This window comes from Streptomyces sp. NPDC104202 (assembly GCF_055584185.1).
This window is the reverse complement of sequence record NZ_JBVJMN010000013.1, coordinates 50,292-76,563: the sequence shown is the minus strand read 5'-3', so window position 1 is coordinate 76,563 and position 26,272 is coordinate 50,292. Positions and strand designations below refer to the sequence as shown.

Below are 26,272 nucleotides of genomic sequence, written 5' to 3'. Positions count from 1 at the left end.
TCCCCCTACGGTCATACCAGTCGCCGACGACGCGACCGTGTGCCCGAGTGGTTCAGGGACTCGCCTGCAAAGCGAGTTACGCGGGTTCGATTCCCGCCACGGTCTCCAACGATCCACCCCCGGCCGGACTCGGGCCGGTCTCCGGCCGGACTCGGGCCGGTCTCCGGCCGGACTCGGGCCGGTCTCCGGCCGGACTCGGGCCGGTCTCCGGATGACCTCCGGCCGGCTTCTGGACGGCCCCTGGACGACCCCTGGACGATCTTCCTTACGGAACCTTCACATCCGCAGGTGGGCTGTGCCAGAGTCCCCCCATGAGCGATCAAGGCGTACGCAAGCTGGGCGTCCTCGTCGGGGTGGCGCTCGCCGGGGGCCTGCTGCCCGGCATCACCCTGGGTGCGGAGACCGTCGACGCGGTCCTCTCGGTCCTGATCGCCACCGTGGTGATCGTGGTCCTCACCCAGATCGTCCACATCGGCCCCTCGGGGCGCGTGCCCCTCGGCACCCTCCTGGTCTTCGGGCTCGCCGGCTTCGTCCAGGACGCCCTCATCTGGTGGCTGCTCTCCTGGCTCGGTCCCAAGGTCTCCGACCTCCACGTCGACGGCCTCGCCACGATCCTCCTCGCCGCCCTCGTCACCCGCTCGGCCGTCCTCCTCCTCTCCCAGCTCTCCCCCGCCACCGAGACGGCCGAGGACTGACCCCCCGCGCGCACACCCGCGACGACGCGCCCACCCGCGACGAGCACACCGGCGACGACCAGGGCCCGACGGCCCTGGGGGTCACCCCGGCAGGGCGTCCGGAACGGAGACGTCCTCCCGGCACCCGAGCAGCTCCCGCGTGCTCCGGGCGAAGGCCGTCAGAAGCCGGTCCTCGAGCTCGGTCCCCAGCCTCCAGCCGCTCACCGAGACCTCCAGCGGCAGCCCGTCCCCCTGCGCGGGTACGGCACCGGGGACGGTGCACCGCATGAGCAGGGGACGCCGGGCACCGGTCTCCCGCTTCCGGACGTACACGTCCTTCGCGACCTCGCGCCACTTCCCCGCCCCGCGGCTCCCGGCGACCCTGTCCATCACGTAGATCGACCAGGCGACGACGGCGGTGATCTCCGTCGGGGTGCCGCCCCGGGTGCCGTACACGGTGCACGGAGTGGAGGCGGAGCGGCGGAGGTCGTCGTCCGTGGGGACCCACTCCCGCGCCTCCGCGAGCACCCGGTCCCTGATCCCCTCCGGCGGTCCGCCGCTCGGCCGGAACGTCTCGCCGAACTCCTCCCGCACGGCCGTGACGTTCGCCGCCCCGAAGGCCGCCGTGCAGGCGGAGAGTCCGGCCTCGGCCTGCGCGGGGTCCGCGCCGGCCCGCCCGTCACCGCCCTCGGAGCAGGCCGACGCGGCGAGGGCCAGGGCGAGGACCGCCGCCGCCCTCCGGATCCTCGCCGTCACGGCAGCAGGTCGTCGGGGATCGGGGGCTTCTCCGCGCAGCCGAGGAGGGCGCGCGTGCTCTCCGCGAGGGATTTCAGGAGCTGCTCCGTGGACACGGACCGGTCCGTGCGGTCCGTGTCGGCCACGGAGACCTGGAGCGGCAGTTCCTCGCCCTGGCCCGCGCGGGTGCCCGGGACCGTGCACGCCATGACGAGGGGGTGGCCCTCCAGCCGTTCGCCGCGGTCGAGGTAGACGCCCTTCGCCACTTCGCGGAAGTCGCGCGCGTGCTTCCCGTCGGTCATGAAGGCCACGTCGTACGTCGACCATCCGGCCGTGGCGTTGACCCAGGCTTCCTTGCCGTCCGCCCGGCCCTCGATCTGGCAGGGACGGAAGGTCGTCCGCGAGAGCTTGTCCGTGTCGGGGTTCCAGGCCCGCGCCTCCGTGACCATCCGCTCCTTCATCTCGGTGAGCGAGCGGTCGTGGGGCCGGAACGCCTCCCCGAGATCGGCCCGGAGCGCCTCGACGTTCCGCTCCCCGAAGACCTGCCCGCAGTTCTTCAGGGCTGCCGGGGACACGGCAGCCGCGCTCTCCCGGGACCCGCCGCCCTCGTCTCCGGAGCACCCGGTCAGGGCCAGGGCCGCGGCCAGGGCAACGGCGGCGGTACCCGACAGCCTCCGCGTCGTGTCGTTCACTGTCCGCTGCCTCACTTGTTCGCGGTTAGGTCGTCGACGCTCTTCGCGCCCGAGTTGTACGAGTACTCGATCTCACGGATCAGCTCCCGTCGCTCGCTCTCCGTCATACCCTGCATCTCGGCGACGTTGAGGGAGGGCACGACCACCGCGCGGCGGCCTTCCTGACGGGCGTCCACGACCGCGGAGTCCGCGTCGTCGTCGTTCTTGTACTCGTTGTCCTTGAGGTACTGGAGGGTGTCCGAGGCGTAGTCCGTGCTGACCGCGGAACCCACGGACTCCATGATGATCGGGACCGCGGTCGCCGCCACGACTCCGGCCGCGGGCCCGAGCACCACGGCGGAGCCGACGCCGACCACCGCGGCGACACCACCGCTGACGGCGGACTTCCGCCACTCGGCCTGCTGCTCCATCGCGAGGTTCTTGGCCTCCTCCTGGTCCTTGAACTCCAGGGAGATGGCGTCGATCCGCGACTCGTCGAGGATGCCGTGCAGCTTGCTCGAGTTGTGAAGGAAGGTGAGCTGCGAGTCCTTGTCCCCCTCCATCGCCTTCAGACCGCCGGCCTCGAAGACCTGCTGTGCGGCGGAGAGCGACTTGTACCCGTCCTCGTCGCCCGCCACGGCGTTCATGAACCGGAGACTGGCGCCCTCGCCGAAGTCCGTGCGCGTGCTCCCGTCGCTGCTCGCGCCGAAGAGCTTGTCCCGGCCCAGGGCGTCGCCGGAGTCGCCGAAGTTGTACGTCGAGTAGTTCAGGTCGTCGATGTACGCCGCGCCCATCCGGCCCAGGCTGTCCATCAGCGGCTTGTGCTGCTCGCGGAGTTCGGTGTTGGTGCCGTAGGAGTCGATCACCTGCTTCATGATCTCGGCGGACTTCTCGTCGCGGTGCAGCTGCGGGTTGGGGTCGTCCCAGCCGTGCCCCGTCGTCGCCGCCTCCAGGGCGTGGCCGAGGGCGTCCGGCATGTATGCCGCGGTCTTCTTCCAGTCGTCCGGGTTGTGGCCCTCGACATCGGGGAAGAACTCGTAGTCCTTGTTCTGGAAGAAGTCCAGGTAGCCCTTCTGGTTCCCGTCCTTCTTCGCGTCCAGGTCGACGGTCCCGCCGGGGGTGCCGTCCTGGTTGTAGGCCGTGGGCTCCTTGGAGAAGAACTCCTTGGACGCCTCCGGGCTGTGGCCCAGCGCCTCCAGCATCGGGATCATCGGGTCGAAGCCCGAGCCGTTGACCCCGGACGGGTTGTACTGGTTCTTGAGCCAGCCGCCGCCCAGGGGCTTGCTGTCGGCGAAGAAGTACGGGTCCTTGGCGTGGAGCTGGGTGACGTGCTCGGCGATGGGGACGAGGAACTTCTTGTCGTAGTCGCCGTAGCGCATGATGCCGCCGAGCAACTGGTAGCCGAAGGCGGGGTTGTTGTCGTACTTGACGAGGGGGATGCGCTCGGTGCCGAGCTTGCGCATCTCGGTGGACCACTTGTCGGTCCACGCGTCGCCGCCCTGGGTGGCCGTCGCCAGGTTGAGCCCCATGTTCTTCTGGAGTTCCTGGACGTCGGCGAGGCGCTGCTTGTCGACCTTGGAGTAGTCGTAGGTGTCGGTGGACAGCTGGCCGAAGAACTCCAGGGAGCCCTTGGGGCCGAGGCCGTCGTAGAAGGTCCGGGAGAACTCCTTGGAGCCGCTGTTGTCCTTGAGCAGCTCGTTGAGGCGCATCAGCTCCTCGTGGGAGATGTCGCGGCCCTTCTTGGCGAGGTCGACGGCGCGCTGCGCCTCCTCGGCGTCGAGGCTGGTGTACTTCGGGGCGCTGAAGTTGTGCTGGTCGCCCGTGATGTTGGCCTTGAGGGCGTTGGAGCAGGACACGTCGGCGTCGTCGCAGGTCTCGACGATCGCGTCGATCCTGCGCTGCATGGCCTCGATGTCGGCGCGCTCCTTGCGGACCATGTCCTGGAAGTCGGGGTCGTGGCGCATCCCCTGGTCCTTGGTCCGGGAGAGCGGTTCGACGGCCTCGACGACGCCGTCGGACCTCACCCGGAAGCCCTTCGCGGGGGCCTCCGTCTCGACGATCTTCTTCAGGTCGTCCTTGGCCTTCTTGAAGGCGTTGTAGCCGTCCTCCAGCACCTTGTGGATGCCGTCGGCCGCCTTGGCGGCGTCGCCGAACTCCTTGGCGGTCTTGTCCACGAAGGGCTTGGTGACCTCGGCGTTCACCCCGCGCCAGTAGTCGTCCCTGGCCTTCGCGGCCATCGTCGACTGCGCGTCCTGGGCGAGCGTGTCGAGCTTGCCCTTCATCGCGGCCCAGTCGTCGGCCGTGGTCTTCATCTTGTCGAGCGGAGCCTGGTACACGTTGTCAAAGGTCAGCACAGCAGGTCCCCCGCCTACTTGAGGTACTCGTTGATCTTGGATGCCGAGAGGGCCGCCGTGATGTCCGCCTCTTCCTTGGCGTGCGAGGCGGCGCTGTAGTCGAGGTGGTTGGAGATGTTGGCGCAGGCGTCGATCAGCGTGCTCAGCTGCGAGCTCCACGTCTGCTGCACGGTCGACAGCGCGGAGCCGGTCAGGAAGCCGTGGCTGGACAGGCCCGTCGCCGCCTCCCCCGTGCTCGTCCGCGCGTGGTTGCCGTCCTTGACCAGCCGGCCGTGCAGGGCGTACGCGGCGCTGCCGATGGCGCCGAGCTTGTCCTGGTCGACGCTGAGGTCGGCGTTGCCGCCGCCCCCGCCGCCCGGCTCGGGGGCGACCTGGTTGAGTCTCATGCTCACGTTGGCCGTCGACGTGGTCCGTACGGCCGCCCACTCCTCTTCGAACGACATGCTCGCCCCCGTTGCTCCCGTGACCGTCTGACGGTGTCCGTTCCGGCTTCGCCCCAGCAAGTTCCACGCCCGGGGAAGCACCGCGATCGTAGTCCCCGGGCACTCGTTCGAGCACGCGCCGACGGGAAATCCCCGCCCGTCCCGGACGTCCTGCGCCGTCCGCGCGCCTGCTTCACCTTCGCAACTCGGACAGCCCGGACGTTCGCGGCATCCGGCCGGCGCGCCGACGACGGCCGGCCGGGGACAGGACGGCTCCCGGCCACGGCCCCGCGCCCCCGTCTCGGTAGGCTCGGCGGGCCCCCGTCGTCACGGGGCGCCGGAACGACGGGGGGGAACGGGGACGTGGAACAGTCGCGCACGCGGGGGGAGTCCGCCCGCCGGATCGGTCCGTACCGCCTGATCACCCGCCTCGACCCGGCCGGCTCGCACGCGCCCGCCGTCCCCTGCCGCCGCTTCGTCGCCCGCACCCACGACGGCGAACGGACGGTCCTCGTCAACGCTCCGCTGTCCGGCGCCGACCCGGCCCGCTTCGCCGTCGAGGCCGACGCGGCCCGCCGCTTCCTCGGCCCCTTCACCGCCCCCGTCACCGAGCTGGCCGCCCCCGGCGACGCCCCCTGGTACGCGACCCCGTACGTCCCTCTCCTCCCGCTCCCCGTGGCCCTCGCCGTCCACGGCGGCCCGCTGCCCGAGGCGAGCGTGCGGGCTGTGGGCGCCGCGCTCGCCGAGGCGCTGTCCGCCGCGCACGCCCAGGGAGTCACGCACGCCGGGGTGTCCCCGGCCGCGGTCCTGCTCACCTCGGAGGGCCCCCGGCTGAGCTGCTTCGGCGCGGTACGGGCGGCCGGCGCCGACGGCGAGCCCCGCACCGGGCTCCCCGGCCTCGACGCGGGCGCCCTGGCACCCGAGCAGGCCGCCGGCGGACGGCCGCGGCCCGCGGGCGACGTCTTCGCGCTCGGCGCGGTCCTCGCGTACGCCGCCACCGGCCACACCGTGCCCGAGCGCGACGAACTCCCGCCCGCCCTGCGGCCGGTGATCTCCTCCTGCCTGGCCCGCGACCCCGCCGACCGGCCCACCGCGGCCGCGCTCGCGGCGGCGCTCGCCCCGCCCACCACGCACGCCACGGTCCTCGACTCGGCGGCCGCCCTGCTCACCCCCGGCTGGCTGCCCGGCCGCGTCGTCGCGGCCCTCGCCCGCCAGTCCGCGGAGCTCCTCGCCGCCGAACTGCCCCCGCCGCCCGGCGCGCCCGAACCGGCGACCGTCCGCACGTGACACACGGGGACCGGCCCCGGGCCCGTACGCCGCCCTCCGGTCCCGCCGCCCCCCGCCCCCACACGCCCACCCTCGCTCTGGATCCCACGGACCTGACCTCATGCTGTCGCCCCTGACCCACGACGACCCGGCCGCCGTCGCCACCTACCGCCTCCTCGCCCGCCTGGGCTCCGGCGGCATGGGCACGGTCTACCTCGCCCGGACCCCCGGCGGGCGCACCGTCGCGCTGAAGACCGTCCACGCGCGGCTCGCCACCGACCCCGCCTTCCGGGCCCGTTTCCGCCTGGAGACCGACGCGGCCCGGATCATCGGCGCCCGCCACGGCGCGGCCGTCGTCGACGCCGACCCCCTCGCCGAGACGCCCTGGCTGGCCACCGAGTACGTCCTCGGCCCGCCCCTCGACGACGCCGTCGCCCTCGGCGGGCCCCTCCCCGAGCCGACCGTCCGCGCCCTCGGCGCCGCCCTGGCCGGCGCGCTCGCCCAGCTGCACTCCTCCGACGTCGTCCACCGCGACCTCAAGCCGTCGAACGTGCTCGTCACCGCCTACGGCCCGAAGATCATCGACTTCGGCATCGCCCGCGCCGCCGGCGACGACCGCCTCACCCGGACCGGAGCCGCCGCCGGCACCCCCGCCTACATGTCGCCCGAACAGGCCGGCGGCGAGGAACACCACCCGGCCGGCGACGTGTTCGCCCTCGCCGGCGTCCTCGTCTTCGCCGCCACCGGCCACGGCCCCTTCGGCACCGGCTCCCCCGCCGACCTCCTCTACCGCGTCCGCCACGCCGACCCCGACCTCACCGGCGTCCCCGCCGCCCTCCTCCCCCTCCTCACCGCCTGCCTCGCCAAGGACCCCGCCGCCCGTCCCACCACCGCCACCCTCGTCGCCCACCTCCACGACGGCCACGGCGACTTCGCCGACCACCTCCCCCCGCTCGTCCTCGCCGACATCGCCCGCCGCGCCCACGACGTCTGGCTCCCGGCCCCCCAGCGCCTTCCCGCCCCGGCCGCCTCCGCCCTCGCCGAGACCGTCCCGAGCCCTCCGCTCTCCCGTCGCCGTCTCCTGACCGCCGGAGGCGGCGCCCTCCTCGGCCTCGCCGCCGCCGGCGGCGGCCTCTGGACCTGGCTGAACTCCCGCGAGGCTCCGGCCGACCCCGCCGGCGGCACCCCCGGCCCCACCGCGATCCCGGCGTCGACGGCCGCGGACGGGTCGCCGGCCGCCCTGTGGCGCGGGGAGTCCCTGGACCCCGAGGAGAGCGTCCTGCCGCTGGTCGCGGGTGACGTCGTGGGGTTCCCGGAGAAGGTGACGTTCCGGGCGCTGGCCGTGCGGGACGGCAGGGAACTCTGGTCGGATGACGCGGTCTCCGAGCCTCACCAGATCACGACCGACGGCACGTTCTTCTACGTGTCGGGCGGCCCCCTCGAAGGGCCCGGCGCCCTCCTGATCCGGAAGCTCGACGCCCGCACCGGCAAGGAGGCGGCCCCCACCGTCAAGGTGAACGGGTTCGACGGCTCGAGCAACGGCACCAAACTCCTCGCGGCCGCCGGCGGCCTGCTGTTCGCCGCCTCGCGGCGGGGCGACCCCAGCACCCACCCGGACGTCAACGAGACGGGCTGGCACCTGATCGCCGTCGACCTGCGCACGGGCAAGGAGGCATGGCGCCAGGTGTACCCATGGGACGGCGTCCGCCCGTGGCTCGCCCAGGTGGCCGACGGCCGGCTGATCCTCGGCAAGAACAGCAGTGACCTGGAGAGCTTCCTCGTGCAGGCGCGCGAGGTCGGGACCGGGCGCCAGCTGTGGAAGCGCCGCCTCCCGCTGAGGGACTCCGCGTCCTTCAGGCCGGGCCAGCTCGCGGTCGACGAGCGGCACGCCTACTTCGGCGGCGACCGCCTCCGGGCGCTGCGCGTCACCGACGGCACCGTCGCCTGGGAGCACGGCTCCGGCTCCGCCACCACCGCCTACGGCATGCCGGCCGTCGCGGGCGGGATGGTGTACGCCCACGAGAACAGGAGCACCCCGGGCCTGCTGGCCGTCACGGCCGACTACGGCGTCAGACGCTGGACGGAAGAGCCCTCCGGCCGCTCGCTCACCCCGGACTTCCGCGGCATGCCCGTGGTCGGCGAGACCTTCGTGTACGCACCGGTGGCGGGCGGGCTGAGCGCCATCGACATGACCACCCGCCGCTCGGCCTGGGTGTTCCCGACCGAGGCGTGGCGGTTCGTCGCCGACACGGAACGGGCCCGCGTCATCGGCGCCGGCAAGACATCCGCCGTGGCCCTCCCCCTCGTCTGACGGCGCCCGCCGTCGGACGTCCGCCCCCTCACGCACCGGAGAACACTCCCGTGACCACTCAGCCCCTCGGCACCGGCGACCCCCTCCGGCTCGGCCCGTACCGTCTGCTCGGCGTCCTCGGCGAGGGCGGCATGGGCAAGGTGTACGTGGGCCGCGACGGCGACGGGGCACCCGCCGCCGTCAAGGTCCTGCGCCCCGAACTCGCCCACGACCGGCACCTCGCCCAGCGTTTCGTCCGCGAGGCCGACATGGCGCGCGCCGTCGCGAGCAAGGGCGTCGCGCGGGTCCTGGGCGCGCAGACCGAGGGAGGACGGCCGTGGATCGCCGCCGAGTTCCTCGCCGGCCCGACGCTCGACGAGGCCGTCCGGACGTACGGCCCGATGGACGTGCCGACGGTCCGCGCCCTCGCCGTCCGCCTGGCCGCCACGCTGCACGACATCCACGTCGCCGGGCTCGTCCACCGCGACCTCAAGCCCGCGAACATCGTGCTCACCTCGACCGGCCCCCGCGTCATCGACTTCGGCATCGCCCGCCCCGAACACGGCCTCACCCTCACCACCACGGGCCAGATCCCCGTCACCCCCGGGTACGGCGCCCCCGAGCAGGTCCTCGGGCAGCGGGTCGGACCCGCCTCGGACGTCTTCTCCCTCGGGGCGGTCCTCGCGTACGCGGCGAGCGGGCGGCGGACCTTCGACGGCGGGCACGTCGCCGCCGTGCAGTACGAGGTCGTGCACGGCAGTCCGGACCTGAGCCTGGTCCCGCCGGAACTCCGGGAACCGATCGCCTCCTGCCTGGCGAAGGACCCGGCCCACCGCCCGGCACCCCCACGGATCGCCGAGGCGTTCGCCCCGCCCAAGGGCGCCGACCGCGCCTGGCGCAAGGGCCCGCTCGCCGACGACATCAAGCGGCGGGAGACCGCCACGAAGCGCCTCGTGGTGCCCGCGGACACCGCCGTCCCCGCGTCGTCCCCGTCCCGCCGGCGCTTCCTCACCGGCGCGGCCACCGGCGTGGCCGTCCTCGGCGTCGGCGGCGGGGCGGGTGCCTGGTGGCTGGGCCGGGGCGGGAAGAAGTCGCCGACCGCCGACGTGCCGGCGGCCGTCGCGACCCCGGAGGCCGCCTTCGTCTCCGCCGTCGACACGAAGCCGGGCGAGGTCCCGAAGCCCCTCTGGGGCCCGTTCGACGTCGTGGCCCCCGGGGGCGAACTCCCGCTGCCGGTCAGGGATGTCCTCGTCACCCAGGCGAAGACGGGCGGTCTGCTCGCCCTGTCCGTCACGAACGGCAAGGAGCGGTGGCGGGCCGGGGACGTCGACGCCGACGCCGGCTACGTCTCCGTCGCCGACCGGCTCGTCGTCGCCGTCGACGAGAACGGCGTGCTCCGCTCCTTCGTCGCTTCCACCGGCAGGCCCGTCTGGCAGTCCCAGTCCGACGTGGACGCCGTGCTCGCGGCCGACGACACCCACGTCTACCTGGTCACGAAGGACAACGAACTGCGCGCCCTCGATGCCTGGACGCTCGCCACCATCTGGACCAGGCCGATGACCTCCCCGCGCTCCCCCGACGGCGCCGCCAAGGCGGCCGTGGGCCGCAAGCGGCTCGTGATCCACGGCAGGGACGGCCACGTCGCGGCCCTCTTCACCGCGACCGGCGAGACGGACTGGGAGATCAAGGACCAGGGCACGGACGGCCAGGCCCCCGCTCTCGGCGACAACAACGCGGCCTACTTCGGCGGCCGCAAGCTGACGGCCCGGCGCCTCGACCGGGGCGACTTCCTCTGGGAGGACGACGCGAACCACGACGTCGTCCCGTGGGGCACACCCGTGGCCTCGGGCGACCTCGTCTTCGCGATGAACAGCTACCACGCCTACCGGTACAAGACCCTGCGCGACGTCCGCTTCCCCGTCTCCGACTGGTACGAGGTCCTGGACGGCACGGGCCCGGGCACCGTCGACCCCCCGGCCGTCGAGGGAGCCACGGTCTGGCTCCACGCCCCCGACAACAGCTCCGTCCTCGTGGTCCACAAAGCCACCCACGACCACCTCTTCACCGCGACGATGAAGCGCGAGGGCACCTACCAGCTCGCGAGCGGCGGGAACCGCGTCTTCATCGCCCGAGGGGGCCGGATCGCGGCGATGCCGGTGTTCGGGGTGTGAGGCCCCCGGTTCCTACGGCTGTGTCTGTGCCGGCACACCGTCGACCAGCCCGTCCCCTTCGCAGCCCAGCTGGGCCGAGACGGACCGGGCCGCCGTGTTGACGAGGGTGATCTGATCGTTCCTGATGCCCGCGTGGTCGGCCTCGTTCTCGTCGGCCCGCTCCAACTCGGCGGAGATGACGATCTCGTGAGCCGGCGCCTTCATCCGACACGCGAAGTGGATTTGGGCGTGCAGGTCCGAGGAGGTCGCCCGCTTCCCCGTGGAGAAGAACGTCACGATGTCGCGGCTGCCCTCGTCGCCGGGGATGGCGAGGGCTTCACGGAAGGTGATGCTCAGAACGTTCTTCTCGTCCCCCGCCGTCTCCAGCGTGCAGAACGGGATGTCCTTCTGCCGCTTCTTACCGCTCTGCGGCGTCCCCGCGGCCTTCTTCAGCTCGTCGACGACTCTGTCCGGCTCGGATCCGTCGCTCGTCAGCCGGGCGTCCTTGCCCGCGATGGCTTCAAGTGCCGAGGCCGTGGCGGCCTCCGACGCGAACCCACCGCACACCTCGGACACCGGCAGCCCCTTGGCCGCCTCGTCGCCGCCCCCGGAGGAGCAGGCCGTGGCGGACAAGGCGAGCAGCACGATTCCTGCCCAGGCGCCCCGCGCGCGGATCGGTGTCATGTGACCTTGCCGTCCTTCTTCTCGTCGTACGGGTCGGGCAGCGAATCGTCCCTGACGTGGCCCCTGCTGTCCTTCACGTACTTGGTGAGCTCTTCCTCAAGATAATTGGCGTCGTCCCGGCTCCAGCCGGGAGTCCTCGCGTATGCCTGGCCGGGCATCAGCGCATTGTTCTTGCCCTTGTCCAGGGCGTCGTCCTTGAGTTTGTCCGACTTCTCCTTGAGGAGCTCGTCCTCCGAGTACTTCTCGGCCATGTCGTCTGCTTCCATGCCGATCAGGGTCGTCACGGCACCTCCGACGGTCTCCGCGGCCAGCGGGACCAGCACACCGCCCGCCCCTCCGGTCAGCGCGGCGACGCCTCCTGCCGCCGCCGCCCCGACTCCGAACTTCACCCATTCCGTGGTGCGCCCGACGGCCTTCTTGTGCTCCTCCGAATCGATCTCGTATTGCTGATCGATCTGGGCCATCCGCGACTGGTCGAAGATCGAGTGTGTCTCCGCACCGATTCGCAGCGTGGTCTTGGCGTCGGTGAGGTCCAGGTCCCGCGCCGGGCCGGAACCGGGCTTGGGCGCCACCTCGTCCATCACGCTCGTCGTGTAGACCGTCTGGGCGGCCGACAGCTGGGCGTGCCCGGTCTCGCTCTGGGCGACCGTACTCAGGAAGTTGACCGCGTCACCTCGGTTGAACAGCAGCGAGTCCTCGAACTCCGCGCCGAACCGGGGCTCACCCTTCTCGTTGTGCCGCGCGCCGAAGGGAGAGTTCGGCATCTCTTCCATCGACGTCTGGTTCTCCTGCTCAAGAGAACGGTTGAACTCGTCGATGTAGGCAGCACCCATCTTGCTGAGGCTGTCGTCGATGCCCGGCTGCTGGTGCATGAACTTGGGGTCGCTGCCGTACCGCTCGACGACCTTCTGCATGACCTCCGCGTTGTCCTTGGTCCGCACGTCCTTGAGGCCCTCGGCCTCGGCGTCGTACGGGTGGCCGGTGGTCGCGGACTCCAGGGCGTGGCCGAGCGCGTTGTAGCCGGGCTCCTTGGTCCTGTCACCCTTGTCGTTGAGCTCCTCGGGCCACTCGCGGTCCTTGGTGAAGTAGTCGAACGGGTCGAGCTTCTTGTCGTCCTTGGTGTTCTCGGGCGTGAGGTCGACGGAGCCGTTGAAGAAGTCCGTCGACGCCTTCGGGTTGTGCCCGAGTCCCTCCATGAAACCGATCATGGGGTCGTTGCCGAGGTCGCCGCCCATCCAGTTCAGGTGGCTGGACATGCCGGTCGTCTGGTGCCAGGCCCGGTCGGCGGGGAGCCGCCCGTCGTGGGTCATCTTCCGCTCGGTGGCGACGAGGCCGTTGCCGTAGTCCTTGAGGAACTTGTCGTCGTAGTCGCCGACCCGCATCAGGTTACTCATGACCTGGAAGCCGTACGGGCTGGTGCCGCGGGTCTGGATGGGCTCGCTGCCGGCCTTGATGACGTCGGCCTTCCACTGCTCCATCTCGGGGCTGGTGGAATGAGTCGCGGTGGCGAGGGTCAGACTCCAGTTCGTCTGGAGTTCCTTGAGCTTGTCCCGGTGGTCGACGCCGAGGCGGGAGCCGTCACTGGGGTCGCCCATGTCGGCCCAGTACTCCATGCTGCCCTTCGGCCCGACCTCCAGGGCGAACTTCTCGGCGAAGTACGGGTCCTTCTGGTTGGCCTTGAAGAGGGCGTTGAGCCGGTCGATCTCCTCCGGGGTGGCCTGGTCGCCCTTCTTGTACAGCTCGTAGGCGGCGTGCGCGTCCTCGGCGTCCTGCGCCTTCGAGGCGGCCTTGAGGGAGTCGTAGTCCGTGCCGGAGAAGTTCATCTTGTCGGTGCCGACGAGACCGCGCAGGGCGCGGGAGGCGACGTCGTCCGCGTTGTTCGCGCGGTCGATCGCGGCCTTGACCGCCGCGCGCATGGCATCGAAGTCCGCTGGCTGGGGCTTCGGACCGTCGTAGTCCTTGGATCGGCTGTCAGGGCGGATGAGGTACCCGACCGTGCCCGTCTCGTCGATGCGCATGCCCTTTCCCGGGGCTTCGTGCACGAGCTTCTCCAGATCGCTCTTCGCGCCCTGGAACTCGGACTCGGCGTCCCTCAGGATGTTGCGGATGCTGCGCGCCTCGGTGAGGGCGTCTCCGAACTCCTTGGCCGTCTTGCGGACGAACGCCTGGGTCACCCCGGCGTTCTCGCCCTTCCAGTCGGCCTTCTCGGCCTTGCCCTGGAGGCCGGTCTCCGCCTTCTCCTTGGTCTTCTCCAGCTTGCTCACCGTCTCCGACCAGACGGTGACCGCCTCTTTGAGGCCGCCGAGCCGTGCGTGGAGGACCTGGTCGAACTTCAGCATCTGTTTCCCTCGTCAGCCGGACGGTCTTCGCCGTCACCGGCGTCGGCTCAGTTGAAGTGCTTGTCGATCTCGGACATGGAGAAGTTCGTGACCAGCACTTCTTCGTGGTTGGCGTGGCTGGTGACGGTGTCTTCCAAGTGGTTGTGGATGTGCGCGCAGGCGCTCAGCAGCGCCTCGGCCTGGCCGCGCCAGGTGTCCCACATCGTCCACATCGCCGACCCGGTGAGGAACCCGTCACCGTCCAGGCTCTTGGAGGCCGCGTCGGTCTGCGCCCCCGCGTGGAACGCGTCCCGCTCGAACCAGTGGAAGAGCTCCTGCGCCTCGTTGCCGATCGCCCTGAGCTCGGCGGACGTCACCTTGTAGTCGGTGCCGCCTCCGCCTCCACCGCCGCCCTCGGCGGGCACGCTGTTGAGCCGCATCGCCGCGGTCTCGCTGCGGACCTTGCTCCACTCCTCGTCGAACGACATCTACTTCCCCATGGGTGAGTTACGGACGTTCCGGCGGCGCTCGGTGCGTTCAGCTCCGCCGCGAACGGAGTACGGGTACGGCCACCGCGGCGCCGATCAGCACGGCGGCGCCGATGCCGAGGCCGATCCAGAGGCCGGTGCCGCTGTCTTCCTCGCTCGCCACGGGGCCGGGCGCGGCGGAGGACTCCTCGGCGGCCGGCTGCGCCGAAGGCAGGTCACCGCCGGCGGAGGGCGTGGCGGACGCCGTCGGCGCCGCCTCGGTCAGGTCGTCGATCGGCCGGACGTCGGCCGGACCGGGGTCGCCCGGGGTCTTCAGCGTCCGGAGGGGCCGAAGCGCCCCGTAGCCGACGTAGTCGCTGCGCTTCTCGCCGCCGGAGGGGGCTGCGATCGTGTCGAGCATGACCTTCAGGACCTGGTTGTTGGTCCAGTCGGGGTGCTTCGACCAGAGGAGGGCGGCGGAGGCGGAGGCGAGGGCGGTTGCTCCACTGGTACCGCTGGACTTGCAGAGGCCCGTGCCTCCGCCGCAGGCGTGCACGACGTCCTTGCCGGGGGCGACGACGTCGACCTGATCGCCGTACTCGGACATCGGGATACGGGTGCCCTTGTTGTCGACGGCGCCGACACCGACCACTCCGGGGGTCGCCCCCGGGTACTCGACCTGATTCCTCTTGTCACCGCTGTTCCCGACGGAGGCGAAGACGAGGGAGCCCTTGCCCAAGGCGTACTTCACCGCGTCGGTGAGGGCCGGCGAGCCGGTGTCGTTACCCACAGACATGTTGATGACTTGGGCACCGGAATCGGCCGCGTATCGAATCGCTTGAGGGACTACCTGATTGAATCGCTTCCCCCCTTCGACCATGTTGGTCTTGCCCCCTTTGAGGCCGGGAAGTCGAATCGGCAGGATCTTGGCGCCTGGCGCTAGACCGAAGGCCCCGTTCCCACCGTCGCGCGCACCCGTCCCGGCGATCAGGCCGGAAATGCCCGTACCGTGACCGCCGTAGTCCGTGAACTGGTCACCGGATTCCTCGGATGACGCGAAGTCCCTTCCTTCGAGCACCTGCCCGCGAAGGTCCGGGTTGCTCTTGTCCACCCCGGTGTCGATCACCGCAACGGTGATGCCCTTGCCCGTGCTGTACTGCCAGATCTCCTCCGCGCCGAAGGCGTCGAGGTGCCACTGCTGCGAGCGGATGCTCTCCGCGTGGGCGGGCACGGAAGCGATGCCCACCAGCAGCATCCCCAAGGCGGCCGAGGCGGTGACGCGGGCACGGCTCCGACGCGTACGGCTGGTAGACATCTGTTTCCTCGCGCTGATCAGTCGATGACGGGCGGCGCCACGCGGCGGCCCTGCTGCCAGGTCTCCTCGTCCTCGACCAGGTAGTCGGGACGCTCTCCGTTCTGCTCCTCGCGCTCACGCGACTGCGGGGTGCCCCCGCGGACGAGACCGGAACCTCCGGGCGTGAAGGGACGCGCGGCCCCCGTGCCGCCGGCCGTACCGGCTCGCTGAGCCTTGCCGCCGACGACGCCGCCGGTCTCGCCGGCGAGGCGGCGTCCGCCGCTGATGCCGTTCTGGCCGGCCCCGCCGCCCATGGAGCCGCCCATGCCGTGGCCGCCGCCCATTCCGCGGCCCATGCCCGTGCCGCTGCGGCCGGTGGGCTCGTTGCCGATGACGGTGCTTCGCGGGATGCCCGTCTGCGGCCGTCCCGTGGTGTTGGGGACCGCACGGCCGCCGCTGATGCCCTCGCGGGGGCCGCCCAGCGGGCCCGGCATGCCGCGCAGGCCGCCGTGGGGCAGCTGGTTGCGCGTGCCGCCGGTGACGGGACCGGTCGGACCCAGCGGTCCCGGACCGCCGCCCTTCACGTTCAGCGGGGGCATGCCCGGGGTCACGAAGGGAGGCGTGGCGCCGTCCGGCTTGGTGAGCGGCGGCGGGCCGCCCGGCGTGGGCGTCGTCGGCACGGTCGGGGTGTGCGGCTTGGTGTCCACGCTGTCGATGCCGAGGTCCACCGGCACGTCGGGCCGGACCTCGGGGCGGATGACGTGCGTGGGCCCGGTCGGATCCCCGGTCGGCGGGACGACGGTCGTGTCGGGCGTGTTCGGCACGTGCTGCTGCGGCCGGGTCTGCTGGCCTGTCGTACCCGAGTCCGTGCCCGAGAAGCGACTGCCGCTCTGCGGAGAGGACCCGATGTACTCGGAGCCCTGGCGGACCTGGTTGGGGTTCTCCGGCACGAACGCCCCCGGCGGCGGCGGGAACGTGGGCGGCTCCATGCCGGACATCTGCGTGCTCGACCACTGGTACGTGGCGGAGAGCCGCTCCATCTCGGTGGCGGCCGCCTGCTGGTTGGCGCGCTCCTTGCCCTCGATGGTCGCCAGTTCGTCACTGGCCTTCTTCGCGTCGCGGGCGATCGTCTGCGCGTCCGGGTCGTTGTGGTACTTGCGCGCGGCTTCGAGGTTGGCCTTGGCGCTCTCGTACGAGACGTACCGGGGGATGGCGCTGGCGGCCGCGGCGATGGCCGAGGCGTTGCCCTCCATCCAGTACGCGCCGTCCTTGCTGTACGTACCCAGGTCCGAGGTGGACTTGGCGACCGCGAGGGTCCACTCGGAGAACGCCTTCTCCGCCTCGCCCTCCCAGTCCATCTCCTTCATGCGGTCGACGAGTCGCCCGGCGATCTCGGTGAGCTTCGCGCCGGTCGTACTCAGCACGCCGGCCGCGTCGCCGACGTAGAAGCTGCTGGCCTCGTTGAGCCAGGTGAGCATCTGCTGGTGACTCATGTCGCGGAAGTTGGTTCCGCCGACGCCTCCGCCGCCGTCGCCGCCGTCTGCCGGAATCATCTCTCTTCGCCTCTTCCCCGTGTCCCCGTGTGTCCTGACGTGTCGGCCGCGCCTACTGGAAGGTGCCGCCGCCCGAGGTGCCCTCGCTGCCGACGGCCGGCTGGGCGCCCTGATCCGTCTTCTGCTGCTCGGACTTGTCGTGCGCGTCCTTCGTCCGTTCGTAGATGCCGCGCATCTTCAGCTTGAGGTCCTCGTCCATCGTCTCGATGCCGTCCTGGGAGGCGACGACGGCGATGCCGAGGCCCTCCAGGCAGTCCTTGAGGAGCTTGGACAGGTCCACCAGGCTCTGGCGCACCTTGGAGTAGGAGGCGTAGGCGCTCTGCGCCTCGGCCCAAGCGGCGCCGCCGCCGCCGAACTTGCTGCGGTCGACCGCCGTCACCGTGCCGTTGGGGTCGGCCGCCACCTTCATCGTGCCGTCGAGCGAGTCGATGAGCTTGTCGACCTCGGTCTTGAACTCGCCGATGGAGTCGGCGCTGTACTTGACGGCCTGCGTCCGCATCCCGGCCGACAGACCTTCCATCGGAGCTTGCATGCCCGCGTCCCTCCCCCGTGAACCACCATGCTGTGTACCGCACAAGTCTAGAAGTTCACTGTAGTCAGGAACGACGACAGTGCGCACCTCTCGGTTGCACAAGCAACGGACATCACATGGTTACGAATTGGGCACGGCGACGGCGGCCTGGGGGCGGATCGGGAGGCGGTTGACCGGGCGGCCGGTGGCGGCGCGTACGGCTGAGGCCACGGCGGCGGGTGAGGTGACGACGGGGACGGCGCTGGCGGGCTTGGCGCCGAAGGGGGCGACGACGTCGCGCTCTTCGACGAGTTTCACGATGCGAATGTCCGGGGCGTCCAGGGATGTCGGGAGTGCGTAGCCGGTGAAGTCGGGGTGGCGGACGAGGCCCCGGGCGGTGCGGAGGTTCTCGGTGAGGGCGGCGCCGACGCCCTGGGTGACGCCGGCCTCGATGCGGGTGGCCAGCTGGGCGGGGTTGAGGACGCGGCCGACGTCCTGGGCGACGGCCATCTCGACCACGCGGACGGCGCCGAGTTCGATGTCGACGTCGACGACGGCGCGGATCGCGCAGAAGGCGAGGCCGACGAAGGCGTCGCCCTGGCCGGCCTCGTCGAGGGGCTCGGTGGGGTGGGGGCGGCACTGGGCGGTGGCCCAGAGCTCCTTGCCGTCCATGGCCTCGGTGACGGTGGTCGAGAGGACGCCGTCGTAGGAGGTGATCTTGCCGTCGGTGATCTGGAGGAGCTCCGTCGACATGCCGAACTTGTGGGCCAGCGGCTGGAGGAGCTGCGTGCGGACCATCTTGGCGGCGCGTTCGACCGCGCCGCCGGAGACCCAGGTGTGACGGCCGTGGGCGGCGGGGCCGGCCGGGGGCTGGTCGGTGTCGACGGGGGCGACGTGGACCTCGTCGATGCCGAGGGTCTCCTGGACGATCTGGCGGGCGAGCGTGGAGAAGCCCGAACCGGTGTCGACGGCGGAGCAGATGACGGTGGCGACGCCGTCGACGACCCGGACGGTCGCCGTCGAGACCTCGTCGGTGCCCTCGGCGCCGAGCATGTGCACCATGCCGAGGGCGTAGCCCACGCCCCGCCGGACGGCGCCGGGTTCGCCGGCGCCCTCGGGGCCGCCGGGCAGCAGCCAGTCGTCCTCGGGGGTGTCCTTGGGCAGCGGGGGCAGCGGGAAGTCCCGTACGGCGGAGAGGAGTTCGGCGACGGGCGCCGGGCAGGTGACGGTCTGGCCGGTGGGCAGGATGTCGCCGGTGGCCAGGACGTTCCGCATGCGCAACTCGGACGGGTCCACGCCGAGTTTGCCGGCGAGCTTGTCCATCTGGGCTTCGTAGGCGGCGCACACCTGGAGGGCGCCCTCGCCGCGGACGTGGCCGGACGGGGGGTTGTTGGTGCGGACGGCCCAGCCCTCGACGAAGGCGTGCGGGACGACGTACGGACCGCAGGCGAAGGCGACGGCCGCGGCGAGGGACTCGGAGGAGGAGTCGGCGTAGGCGCCCGCGTCGAGCAGGATCTGCGCCTCGACCTTCACCAGGCGGCCCTCGACGTCGGCGTGGTGCCGGTAGCGCAGCAGGGTGGGGTGGCGGTGGGCGTGGCCGAGGAAGGACTCCTCGCGCGTGGCGGTGAGCTTGACCGGGCAGCCGGTGCGCAGCGCGAGGAGGCCCAGCGGGATCTGGAACCCGGGGTCCTCGCGGTCGCCGGTGGCGCCGGGGACGCCGGTGACGACCAGCTTGACCTGCTCGGGCGGCAGGCCGAAGCAGGCGGCGGCCAGGTCGCGGTCGGTGTGCGGGTCGGTCGAGGCGGTGTAGAGCTCGACGCCGCCGTCGGGGCGGGGCACGGCGAGGCCCGCCTCGGCGCCGATCGGCGCGGGGTCCTGGCGTCCGATGCGGTAGAGCCCCTCGACGACGACCTCGCCGGTGGCCTCGGGGTCGCCGAAGCGCAGCGGGATGTGGCGGATCAGGTTGCCGTCGGGGTGGAGCGCCTCGGCCTCGAACGCCTTCTCCGGGTCCGTCACCGGGTCGAGGACCTCGTACTCGACGGTGATCGCCGCCGCGGCGAGCCGGGCGGTGTCGGGGTGGTCCGCGGCGACGGCCGCGATGGCCTCGCCGTGGTGGCGGACCAGGTCGGAGGCGAAGACGGGCCGGTCGGCGACCCGCCGGCCGTACGTCGCGGCGCCGGGCACGTCGGCGGCGGTGACCACGGCCCGTACGCCGGGCATGGCGGCGGCGGCCTCGGTGTCGACGGAGACGATCCGCGCGTGCGGGTGCGGGGAGCGCAGGATCGCCGCCCAGAGCAGGCCCTCAGCCCACAGGTCGGAGGCGTACGGGAAGGTGCCCTCGGTCTTCGCGCGGGCCTCGGCCTGCGGGAGCGAGGTGCCGAGGCCGTGCGCGGCCGGTTCCTGGCCGACGGCTCCGGGAACGTCCAGGACTACGGGAACGGCGGTGGTCCCGTCGCTGCTCACGCCATGCCTCCGTCGTGCGGGTGGGGGATCTGGTGCGGGACGCGCACCTCGTGCGGGGCACGGGTGTCGTCGGAGGTCTCGGCGGCGGTGGCCGCGGCGCTCGCCTCGCGCTCGGCGACGACGTCGCGGACGGCTTCGAGCACGCCGCGGTAGCCGGAGCACCGGCACAGGTTGCCGGCGAGCGCCTGTCGGGTCTCCAGTTCCGTGGGGGCGTGGTTGCCCTCCAGGAGGTCGTGCACGGTCATGCACATGCCGGGGATGCAGAAGCCGCACTGGACCGTGCCGCACCGGGACATCGCCCGCTGCACGTCGGACGGCTCGCCGTCCGTGGCGAGGCCCTCGACCGTCCGCACCTCGCTCCCGGCGGCGGTCGCCGCGGGGACGAGGCAGGAAGCCACGAGCCGGCCGTCGACCTGCACGTTGCACGCGCCGCACTCGCCCTGCGAGCAGCCGTCCTTGGCTCCGGCGAGCCCGAGCCGCTCGCGCAGGACGTAGAGCAGCGACTCGCCGATCCAGGAGCCGGTGACCGGCCGGTCGGCCCCGTTGACCCGCAGGGTGTACGAGGTGTGGGGGTGCTCGTCGCTGTCGGTGGAGGCGTAGGGACTCGGGGTGGGGGCGGCGGCGGGGGACGCGGCCACGGCCTCCCCGGGCACGACGTCCGGCCCGTCCGGACCCGGATGCCCGTCGGGACCCGGATGCCCGTCGGGACCCGGATGCCCGTCCGGGCCGTCCGGGGCGGGGTGTTCGTCCGCCCCCGTGGGCCCGTCGGCCTCGGTCGCGGTGTGTCCGTCGAGGGCGTCCGGGCCCTCGGCGACGTCCGAGGGCCGCTCGTCGCCGGTGCCGTCGAGGCCGTCGGAGTCGCCCGGGCCCTCGGACCCGGCGGCGGGCCCGTGGGCGTCCGAGGCGTCCTCCCGGGCCTCGTCCGGGGCTCCGGGGACGTCCCCGGCGGCGCCGGGAGCCGTCACGGCCTCCTCGGCCGACGGCTCCGCGGAGAGGGTCCAGGGGGCCGGGGCGCCGCCCGGCAGGGTCGCGGGGGCCTCGGCGTAGGGGGCGAGGGCGGAGGGGGCGAACTCGCCCGGTTCCTCGCCGGCCGCCTCGGCCGTGTCGGGCACGACCGGGATCTCCCACTGGCCCGTGGTGCCGGAGGCGGGGGCGGGCGCGACCGCCTCGCCGAAGCGCCACTCGGCCGTCGCGTGCGGGTCGCGCTCGGAGTGCGCGTCCCGGCCCGCGTACTCGGGGTACTCGGGCTGACGCGCGTAGTCCGGGTAGTCGGTCCGGGCGTCGTAGCCGGGCTGCCCGGCGTCGTAGCCCGCCGCCTGCCCGTCGTACTCGCCCCGCCCGTCGTACTCGCCCTGCCGGCCGTCGTACTCGCCCCGCCCCTCGTACCCCGTGTGGCCTCCGGCGTACTCGGGACCGTCGGCGTACGCCTCGTGGCCCTCGGCGTAGGCGTCGTGGCGGTCGGTGTACTCGGGGGCGCCGTCGTACGGGGAGAGGCCCGGGTAGGGGGCGTCGAAGTACTGGGTCTGCTCGGCCTCCGCGGGGAGGTGCACGTTCCAGGTGCCGGTCGCCGAGGGGTCGGTCGCGGCCGCCGGGGTGAGCGGCTGGAGCGGGGTGATCATCGGCGGGACGTAGCCGTGCCCGGGCGCCTCCAGGGGGACGCCGTCGAGCATGAAGTCGGGGGGCAGCTGGACGAACGCCGTGGCGTCGCCGTCGTACCCCTCGCTCTGCGGGATCGGCTCCCAGCCGCCGGGGTAGCCGCCCTGGCCGGTGTCGTCCCCGTGCTGGTCGTTGGTGCTCACGACAGTGCCCTCCCCAGTGCCCGTCGGGCGAGTGCGGCGACGGTGCGCCGCAGGTGCAGGACGCCGGGGGGCAGCTGTTCGTCACCCGGCGGGTCAGGGATGCAGGCGGCGGCGACGTACTCGCCGAAGGCCGCGAGCGCCTCGGGGGCGAGGCCTCGGTCGTTGTCCCAGTCCACGAGCGAGGCGATCCAGCGCTCGGCCTCCAGCGGGCGCAGCGGCATCGGGGCGACGGCGCCGACGGCGCAGCGCACGCCGCGCCGGGCGGGGTCGAGGACGACGGCGACGGAGGCGGTGGCGCGGGCCGGGCCGGTGCGGCCGGTGGCCTTGAGGAAGACCTGCGGGGCGTGGAGCAGGGGGACGCGGACGAAGGCGACGAGCTCGCCGGGGGCGAGGAGGTCGCGGCCCGCCAGGAGGTGGGAGACGGGGATCTCGCGGCTGCCGAGCGGGCCGAGGACGACGAGGTCGGCCTCCAGCGCGGCGAGGACGGGCAGCGAGTCGCCGGTGGGCGCGGCGGTGACGACGTTGCCGCCGAGGGTGCCGGCGTTGCGGATCTGGGGCGGTCCGGCGGCGCGGGAGGCCGCGGCGAGGGCCGGGATGAGGGCGGCGAAGTCGGGGCGGCCCATCCGGGCGTGGGTGAGGCCGGCGCCGAGGAGGGCGTGGCCGTCCTGGTACTGCCAGCCGCGGATCTCGTTGATGCGGCTCAGGCCGACGAGTCCGGCGGGGCGGAGCTGGCCGCGGTTGACGGCGGCCATGAGGTCGGTGCCGCCGGCGACGGGCACGGCGGCCGGCATGGCCGTGAGCGCCGCCACGGCCTCGTCGAGCGAGGCGGGCAGCGTCACGGACTGCGCCGTCTGTGGTGCGTGCGTGGTCAACCCGCTGCCCCTTCCCGGTGTCCCGGTGGTCCCCGACTGTGCCCGGCCGCGCGCCTGCTGTCACGTCTGCCGTCGCGCCTGCGTGTGGGCGTACCGTACGTGCTCACACGCCGGACGTGGCAACTCTGGCACATCTTCCGAGCGGTCCGGCGCGAGGGTCCGCGAAGGACTGTTCCGTCCGTTACACCCCAGGAGCGGCGGTGACTTCCGTTTCGCCGCTCTTGGGTGACACGGGTGCGCCGGGCCTCTCACACGATCGACGTCGGGGCGTCGGGACGTCGACGGCGGGACCCTCACACGTTCGGGGGCGCCCCCTCGATGGGGCGGCCGAGGACCCCGGGGCGCTGCTGGCGCGGGTGGGGGCCGGCGGGCGGGCGGTAGTCGACGCCGAGGGCGTCGAGGCGCCGGTAGTGGGTGGCCATCCGCCGCTCGAAGCCGGTGTAGTCGCGGGCGTCCGGCGCGGGCAGCGCGGACCAGGCGACCTCGGCGAAGGCGGCGAGGCGCGGGAAGACCTGGTAGTCGACCCGGGAGCGGTTCTCCATGACCTCGGTCCACACGTTGGCCTGGGTTCCCAGGATGTGGGCGACGGCCTCCGGCGGCAGGCCCGGCGGGACGGGCTCGAAGCGGTAGACGTCCTCCAGGGTGCGGACGAAGCCGATGGGCACCGGCTCGTCCTCGCCCGGCGCCTGACGGTGGTCCAGGTAGACCTGCTGCTCGGGGCACATGACGACGTCGTGGCCGGCGGTGGCGGCGGCGATGCCGCCGCCGTAGCCCCGCCAGGACGAGACGGCCGCGCCCTCGGCGAGACCGCCCTCCAGGATCTCGTCCCAGCCGATGAGCCGGCGGCCGCGGTCGGCGAGCCAGCGGTCGAAGTGCCGGATGAACCAGGACTGGAGCTCGTCCTCGTCGGCGAGCCCGAGCTCCTTGATGCGGGCCTGGGCGGCCGGGGACGCCTTCCACTGGTCCTTGGGGCACTCGTCGCCGCCGACGTGGACGAAGGTGGACGGGAAGAGTTCGAGGACCTCCTCGAAGACGCCCTCGTAGAACCGCAGGACGGCCTCGGTGGGGGCGAGGACGTTCGGGTTGACGCCCCAGGTGTCCCAGACGGTGAGGGCGGCGGTGTCGACGACGTCGGTGTTGCCGAGCTCGGGGTAGGCGGCGATGGCGGCCTGCGAGTGGCCGGGCAGGTCGATCTCGGGGACGACGGTGATGTGCCGCTCGGCGGCGTACGCGACGATCTCGCGGATGTCGTCCTGGGTGTAGAACCCGCCGTGGGGCGTCTCGGTCCACAGCGGCGAGGCCCGGTGGCCCCACTTGGTGCGGGCCCGCCAGGAACCGACCTCGGTGAGCCGGGGGTGGCGCCTGATCTCGATGCGCCAGCCCTGGTCGTCGGTGAGGTGGAAGTGGAAGACGTTCAGCTTGTGGGCGGCCAGGAGGTCGAGCTGGCGCAGGACGTCGTCCTTGGGCGTGAAGTGCCGGGAGACGTCCAGGAGGAGGCCGCGCCAGCCGAAGCGGGGCCCGTCCTCGACGGTGACGGGCGGGAGCGCCCAGCCGCCGTCCCGTACCGGCGCCCCGCGGTACGCGTCCGGGCCGAGGAGCTGGCGGAGGGTCTGGGCGCCCCAGAACACGCCGGCGGGCCCGCCACCCTCGATGAGGACGGCGGCGTCGCCGGCCGAGCCGTCGGTGGAGAGGCGGTACCCCTCGGGGCCGTGCTCCCGCTCGACCTCCTCGCTGGTCCGCAGCAGGATCGCGCCCGGGCCGGGTCCGTCGGCGAGGGGCAGTCCGGTGGCGGCGCCCAGGGCGGCGCGCAGCCAGCGCGCGGTGGACTCGGTGCCCGGGGCCGCGTCGATCGTGGTGCGGGCGTCGAGCGGGACGTATCCGGGGGCGCTCCCCCGGTTCTCGGCCGACAGGGGTGCGGGGATGAGGGCCAGGTCGGAGATCATCGCGTCAGTCCTTCACCGCCCCGCCCAGTCCGGAGACCAGGCGGCGCTGTACGAGTACGAAGAAGACGAGCACCGGGATCGTCATCACGGTCGACCCGGCCATGATGCCTCCCCAGTCGTTCTCGTCGGGCTTGAAGAAGACGAGCAGCGCCATCGGCAGGGTCGACTGCGAGGTGTCACTGATGAGGAACGACTTGGCGAACAGGAAGTCGTTCCAGGTGGAGATGAACGAGAACACGCTGGTGGCGACGAGGCCGGGGAGCACCAGCGGGAACAGGATCTGCCAGAGGAAGCGGGTGCGGCTCGCGCCGTCGATCTGCGCCTGCTCCTCCAGCGCCTCGGGCACGGCCTTCACGAAGCCCCGCAGCATCCAGATCGCGAACGGCAGCGAGAAGGCGAGGTGCGGCAGGATCAGCGAGCCGAGGGTGTTGAGCTGCCCGAGGTCCCGCATCAGGAAGAACAGCGGGATGGTCAGCGCCTCGACCGGCACCATCTGCGCGATCAGGAACATGATCAGCAGCGTGGTCCGGAACCGGAAGCGGAACCGCGTGACGGCCGTCGCCGCGAGGAAGGCGATGAGCGCGGACGCCACGACCACCGTGCACGCCACGATCAGCGAGTTGACGAAGTACCGCCCGAACTCCTCCTGGGTGAGCACCCGCCGGAACGAGTCGAGCGACGGCGCCAGCGTCCACGGCCGCGGATGCGCCGACTGGATCTCACCGGCCGGCTTGAACGCCGACAGCACCATCCAGTACAGCGGGAAGGCCACCACGACGGCGACGGCCAGCACCCCCGCCTCGGCCAGGAGACGCCCGGGGCGCCGGATGCGGAGGACGTTCACAGTTCTTCTCCCTGACGTCGCAGCAGGCGCAGGTACACGAGGGTGACGGCCAGCAGGATGAGGAGCATGACGACGCCGATGGCGGAGCCGAGGCTGTACTGGGACGAGGCGAAGGCCTTCTGGTACGCGTAGACGTTGAGGACGAGGTTCTGGCCGGCGATGCCGCCGCCGTTGGTCATCACGTAGATCTGGGTGAAGACCTTGAAGTCCCAGATGACCGACTGGATGGTGACGACGACGAGGATCGGCCGGAGCATCGGCGCCATGACCGAGCGCCAGATGCGCCACGGGGAGGCGCCGTCGAGGGCGGCGGCCTCCAGGACCTCGGACGGGATGGCCTTGATGCCGGCGAAGACGGTGACCATCACGAACGGGAAGGAGCACCAGACGACTTCGAGGAGGACGAGGGCGAAGGCGCTGTACCGGCCGTAGGTCCAGGAGTGGTCGCCGAGTCCGAGGAGCCGGTTGACGGGGCCGAAGTCGGGGTCGAAGAGGAAGACGAAGACGGTGGAGCCGGTGATGGCGGGGGTCGCCCAGGCGCCGAGCGCGGCCGTCATGAGGACGAGCCGGGGCAGGGCGCGCACGCGCGTGAGGAGGACGGCGAGGGCGCAGCCGACGGCGAGCGTGGCGACGACGCAGGCGGCGGCGAAGACGACGGTGGTGAGGAGGACCGTCCGGAACTGGGGGTCGGCGAAGAGGGCGGTGTAGTTGCCGAAGCCCTTGAAGGAGGTCGGCTGCCCGCCGCTGACCTGGGCCTGGGTGTACTCCAGGAAGGAGATGAGCCCGAGCTGGTAGACGGGGTAGAGGAGCAGTCCGCCGAGGACGACGAGGGCGGGCAGGAGGTAGAGCCAGGGGGTCCAGGGGGCGACGCGGCGGGGGGCGCGGCCGGCCCGTGCGCCGTCCCGGGGGGCCGGGGGCGCGGGCGGGCCGGTCCGCTTCTCGGTGAGCTGGGTGGTCATGGG

General features: G+C 72.4%; 20 protein-coding genes and 1 tRNA gene. 5 read left to right on the top strand and 16 right to left on the bottom strand.

Annotation, left to right across the window (positions count from 1 at the left end; all coding sequences use genetic code 11):
- Positions 1-33: 33 nt before the first annotated feature.
- Together ACZ60W_RS11870 and ACZ60W_RS11865 are read left to right on the top strand one after the other, a co-directional pair.
- Positions 34-108 (top strand) — tRNA-Cys (locus ACZ60W_RS11870).
- 203 nt (positions 109-311) lie between these two features.
- The gene (locus ACZ60W_RS11865) at positions 312-695 is read left to right on the top strand and encodes a hypothetical protein (RefSeq protein ID WP_469755196.1); all 384 of its coding nucleotides are present in this window, start codon (positions 312-314) and stop codon (positions 693-695) included.
- Between the two features lie 81 nt (positions 696-776).
- On the opposite strand, the gene ACZ60W_RS11860 is transcribed toward ACZ60W_RS11865, so the two are convergent.
- The 4 genes from ACZ60W_RS11860 to ACZ60W_RS11845 form a co-directional block, all read right to left on the bottom strand.
- Entirely contained in the window at positions 777-1,430 is a 654-nt protein-coding gene (locus ACZ60W_RS11860; protein ID WP_469755195.1) for a hypothetical protein, read from the bottom strand.
- Positions 1,427-1,984: a hypothetical protein gene (locus ACZ60W_RS11855; RefSeq protein ID WP_469755194.1), complete on the bottom strand. Its 558-nt coding sequence runs from the start codon at positions 1,982-1,984 to the stop codon at positions 1,427-1,429. Before ACZ60W_RS11855 ends, ACZ60W_RS11860 begins: the two co-directional genes overlap by 4 nt.
- A 128-nt stretch (positions 1,985-2,112) precedes the next feature.
- Positions 2,113-4,434 carry a hypothetical protein gene (locus tag ACZ60W_RS11850; protein WP_469755193.1) on the bottom strand — a complete coding sequence of 774 codons (2,322 nt, stop codon included), beginning with the start codon at positions 4,432-4,434 and terminating at the stop codon, positions 2,113-2,115.
- A 14-nt stretch (positions 4,435-4,448) separates the two neighbouring features.
- Complete coding sequence (locus tag ACZ60W_RS11845; protein ID WP_469755192.1) at positions 4,449-4,877, bottom strand: hypothetical protein; 429 nt, start codon at positions 4,875-4,877, stop codon at positions 4,449-4,451.
- 342 nt (positions 4,878-5,219) lie between these two features.
- Here ACZ60W_RS11845 and ACZ60W_RS11840 point away from each other — a divergent pair, with 342 nt between their 5' ends.
- The 3 genes from ACZ60W_RS11840 (at position 5,220) to ACZ60W_RS11830 (ending at position 10,583) form a co-directional block, all read left to right on the top strand.
- Positions 5,220-6,143: a protein kinase family protein gene (locus ACZ60W_RS11840; RefSeq protein WP_469755191.1), complete on the top strand. Its 924-nt coding sequence runs from the start codon at positions 5,220-5,222 to the stop codon at positions 6,141-6,143.
- A 100-nt stretch (positions 6,144-6,243) separates the two neighbouring features.
- On the top strand, positions 6,244-8,433 hold the full coding sequence (locus tag ACZ60W_RS11835) for a protein kinase domain-containing protein (RefSeq protein WP_469755190.1): 2,190 nt from the start codon (positions 6,244-6,246) through the stop codon (positions 8,431-8,433).
- Positions 8,434-8,483: 50 nt separating this feature from the next.
- Complete coding sequence (locus tag ACZ60W_RS11830; protein WP_469755189.1) at positions 8,484-10,583, top strand: protein kinase domain-containing protein; 2,100 nt, start codon at positions 8,484-8,486, stop codon at positions 10,581-10,583.
- A gap of 12 nt (positions 10,584-10,595) precedes the next feature.
- On the opposite strand, the gene ACZ60W_RS11825 is transcribed toward ACZ60W_RS11830, so the two are convergent.
- The 12 genes from ACZ60W_RS11825 to ACZ60W_RS11770 all read right to left on the bottom strand — a co-directional run bounded on the left by ACZ60W_RS11825 (position 10,596) and on the right by ACZ60W_RS11770 (position 26,269).
- A complete protein-coding gene (locus ACZ60W_RS11825) occupies positions 10,596-11,246 on the bottom strand; it encodes a hypothetical protein (RefSeq protein ID WP_469755188.1) in 651 nt (216 codons plus the stop codon).
- Positions 11,243-13,585, bottom strand: a complete 2,343-nt coding sequence (locus ACZ60W_RS11820) for a hypothetical protein (RefSeq protein WP_469755187.1) — start codon at positions 13,583-13,585, stop codon at positions 11,243-11,245. Before ACZ60W_RS11820 ends, ACZ60W_RS11825 begins: the two co-directional genes overlap by 4 nt.
- Positions 13,586-13,632: 47 nt before the next feature.
- Entirely contained in the window at positions 13,633-14,052 is a 420-nt protein-coding gene (locus ACZ60W_RS11815; protein ID WP_469755186.1) for a hypothetical protein, read from the bottom strand.
- A gap of 49 nt (positions 14,053-14,101) precedes the next feature.
- Positions 14,102-15,346 (bottom strand): type VII secretion-associated serine protease mycosin, encoded by a 1,245-nt coding sequence (gene mycP / locus ACZ60W_RS11810; RefSeq protein WP_469755185.1) that lies wholly within the window; start codon positions 15,344-15,346, stop codon positions 14,102-14,104.
- Between the two features lie 17 nt (positions 15,347-15,363).
- On the bottom strand, positions 15,364-16,878 hold the full coding sequence (locus ACZ60W_RS11805) for a hypothetical protein (RefSeq protein WP_469755184.1): 1,515 nt from the start codon (positions 16,876-16,878) through the stop codon (positions 15,364-15,366).
- 52 nt (positions 16,879-16,930) lie between these two features.
- On the bottom strand, positions 16,931-17,410 hold the full coding sequence (locus ACZ60W_RS11800; protein ID WP_469755183.1) for a hypothetical protein: 480 nt from the start codon (positions 17,408-17,410) through the stop codon (positions 16,931-16,933).
- Positions 17,411-17,530: 120 nt separating this feature from the next.
- Positions 17,531-19,852 carry a xanthine dehydrogenase family protein molybdopterin-binding subunit gene (locus ACZ60W_RS11795; RefSeq protein ID WP_469755182.1) on the bottom strand — a complete coding sequence of 774 codons (2,322 nt, stop codon included), beginning with the start codon at positions 19,850-19,852 and terminating at the stop codon, positions 17,531-17,533.
- Complete coding sequence (locus tag ACZ60W_RS11790; protein WP_469755181.1) at positions 19,849-21,651, bottom strand: (2Fe-2S)-binding protein; 1,803 nt, start codon at positions 21,649-21,651, stop codon at positions 19,849-19,851. The genes ACZ60W_RS11795 and ACZ60W_RS11790 overlap by 4 nt, the downstream gene beginning before the upstream one ends.
- Positions 21,648-22,523 (bottom strand): FAD binding domain-containing protein, encoded by an 876-nt coding sequence (locus ACZ60W_RS11785; protein ID WP_402470604.1) that lies wholly within the window; start codon positions 22,521-22,523, stop codon positions 21,648-21,650. Before ACZ60W_RS11785 ends, ACZ60W_RS11790 begins: the two co-directional genes overlap by 4 nt.
- Positions 22,524-22,816: 293 nt before the next feature.
- Complete coding sequence (locus ACZ60W_RS11780; protein ID WP_469755180.1) at positions 22,817-24,466, bottom strand: beta-N-acetylhexosaminidase; 1,650 nt, start codon at positions 24,464-24,466, stop codon at positions 22,817-22,819.
- A gap of 4 nt (positions 24,467-24,470) precedes the next feature.
- Positions 24,471-25,310: a carbohydrate ABC transporter permease gene (locus ACZ60W_RS11775; protein ID WP_469755179.1), complete on the bottom strand. Its 840-nt coding sequence runs from the start codon at positions 25,308-25,310 to the stop codon at positions 24,471-24,473.
- Positions 25,307-26,269 carry a carbohydrate ABC transporter permease gene (locus tag ACZ60W_RS11770; RefSeq protein ID WP_469755178.1) on the bottom strand — a complete coding sequence of 321 codons (963 nt, stop codon included), beginning with the start codon at positions 26,267-26,269 and terminating at the stop codon, positions 25,307-25,309. Before ACZ60W_RS11770 ends, ACZ60W_RS11775 begins: the two co-directional genes overlap by 4 nt.
- Positions 26,270-26,272: the final 3 nt, after the last annotated feature.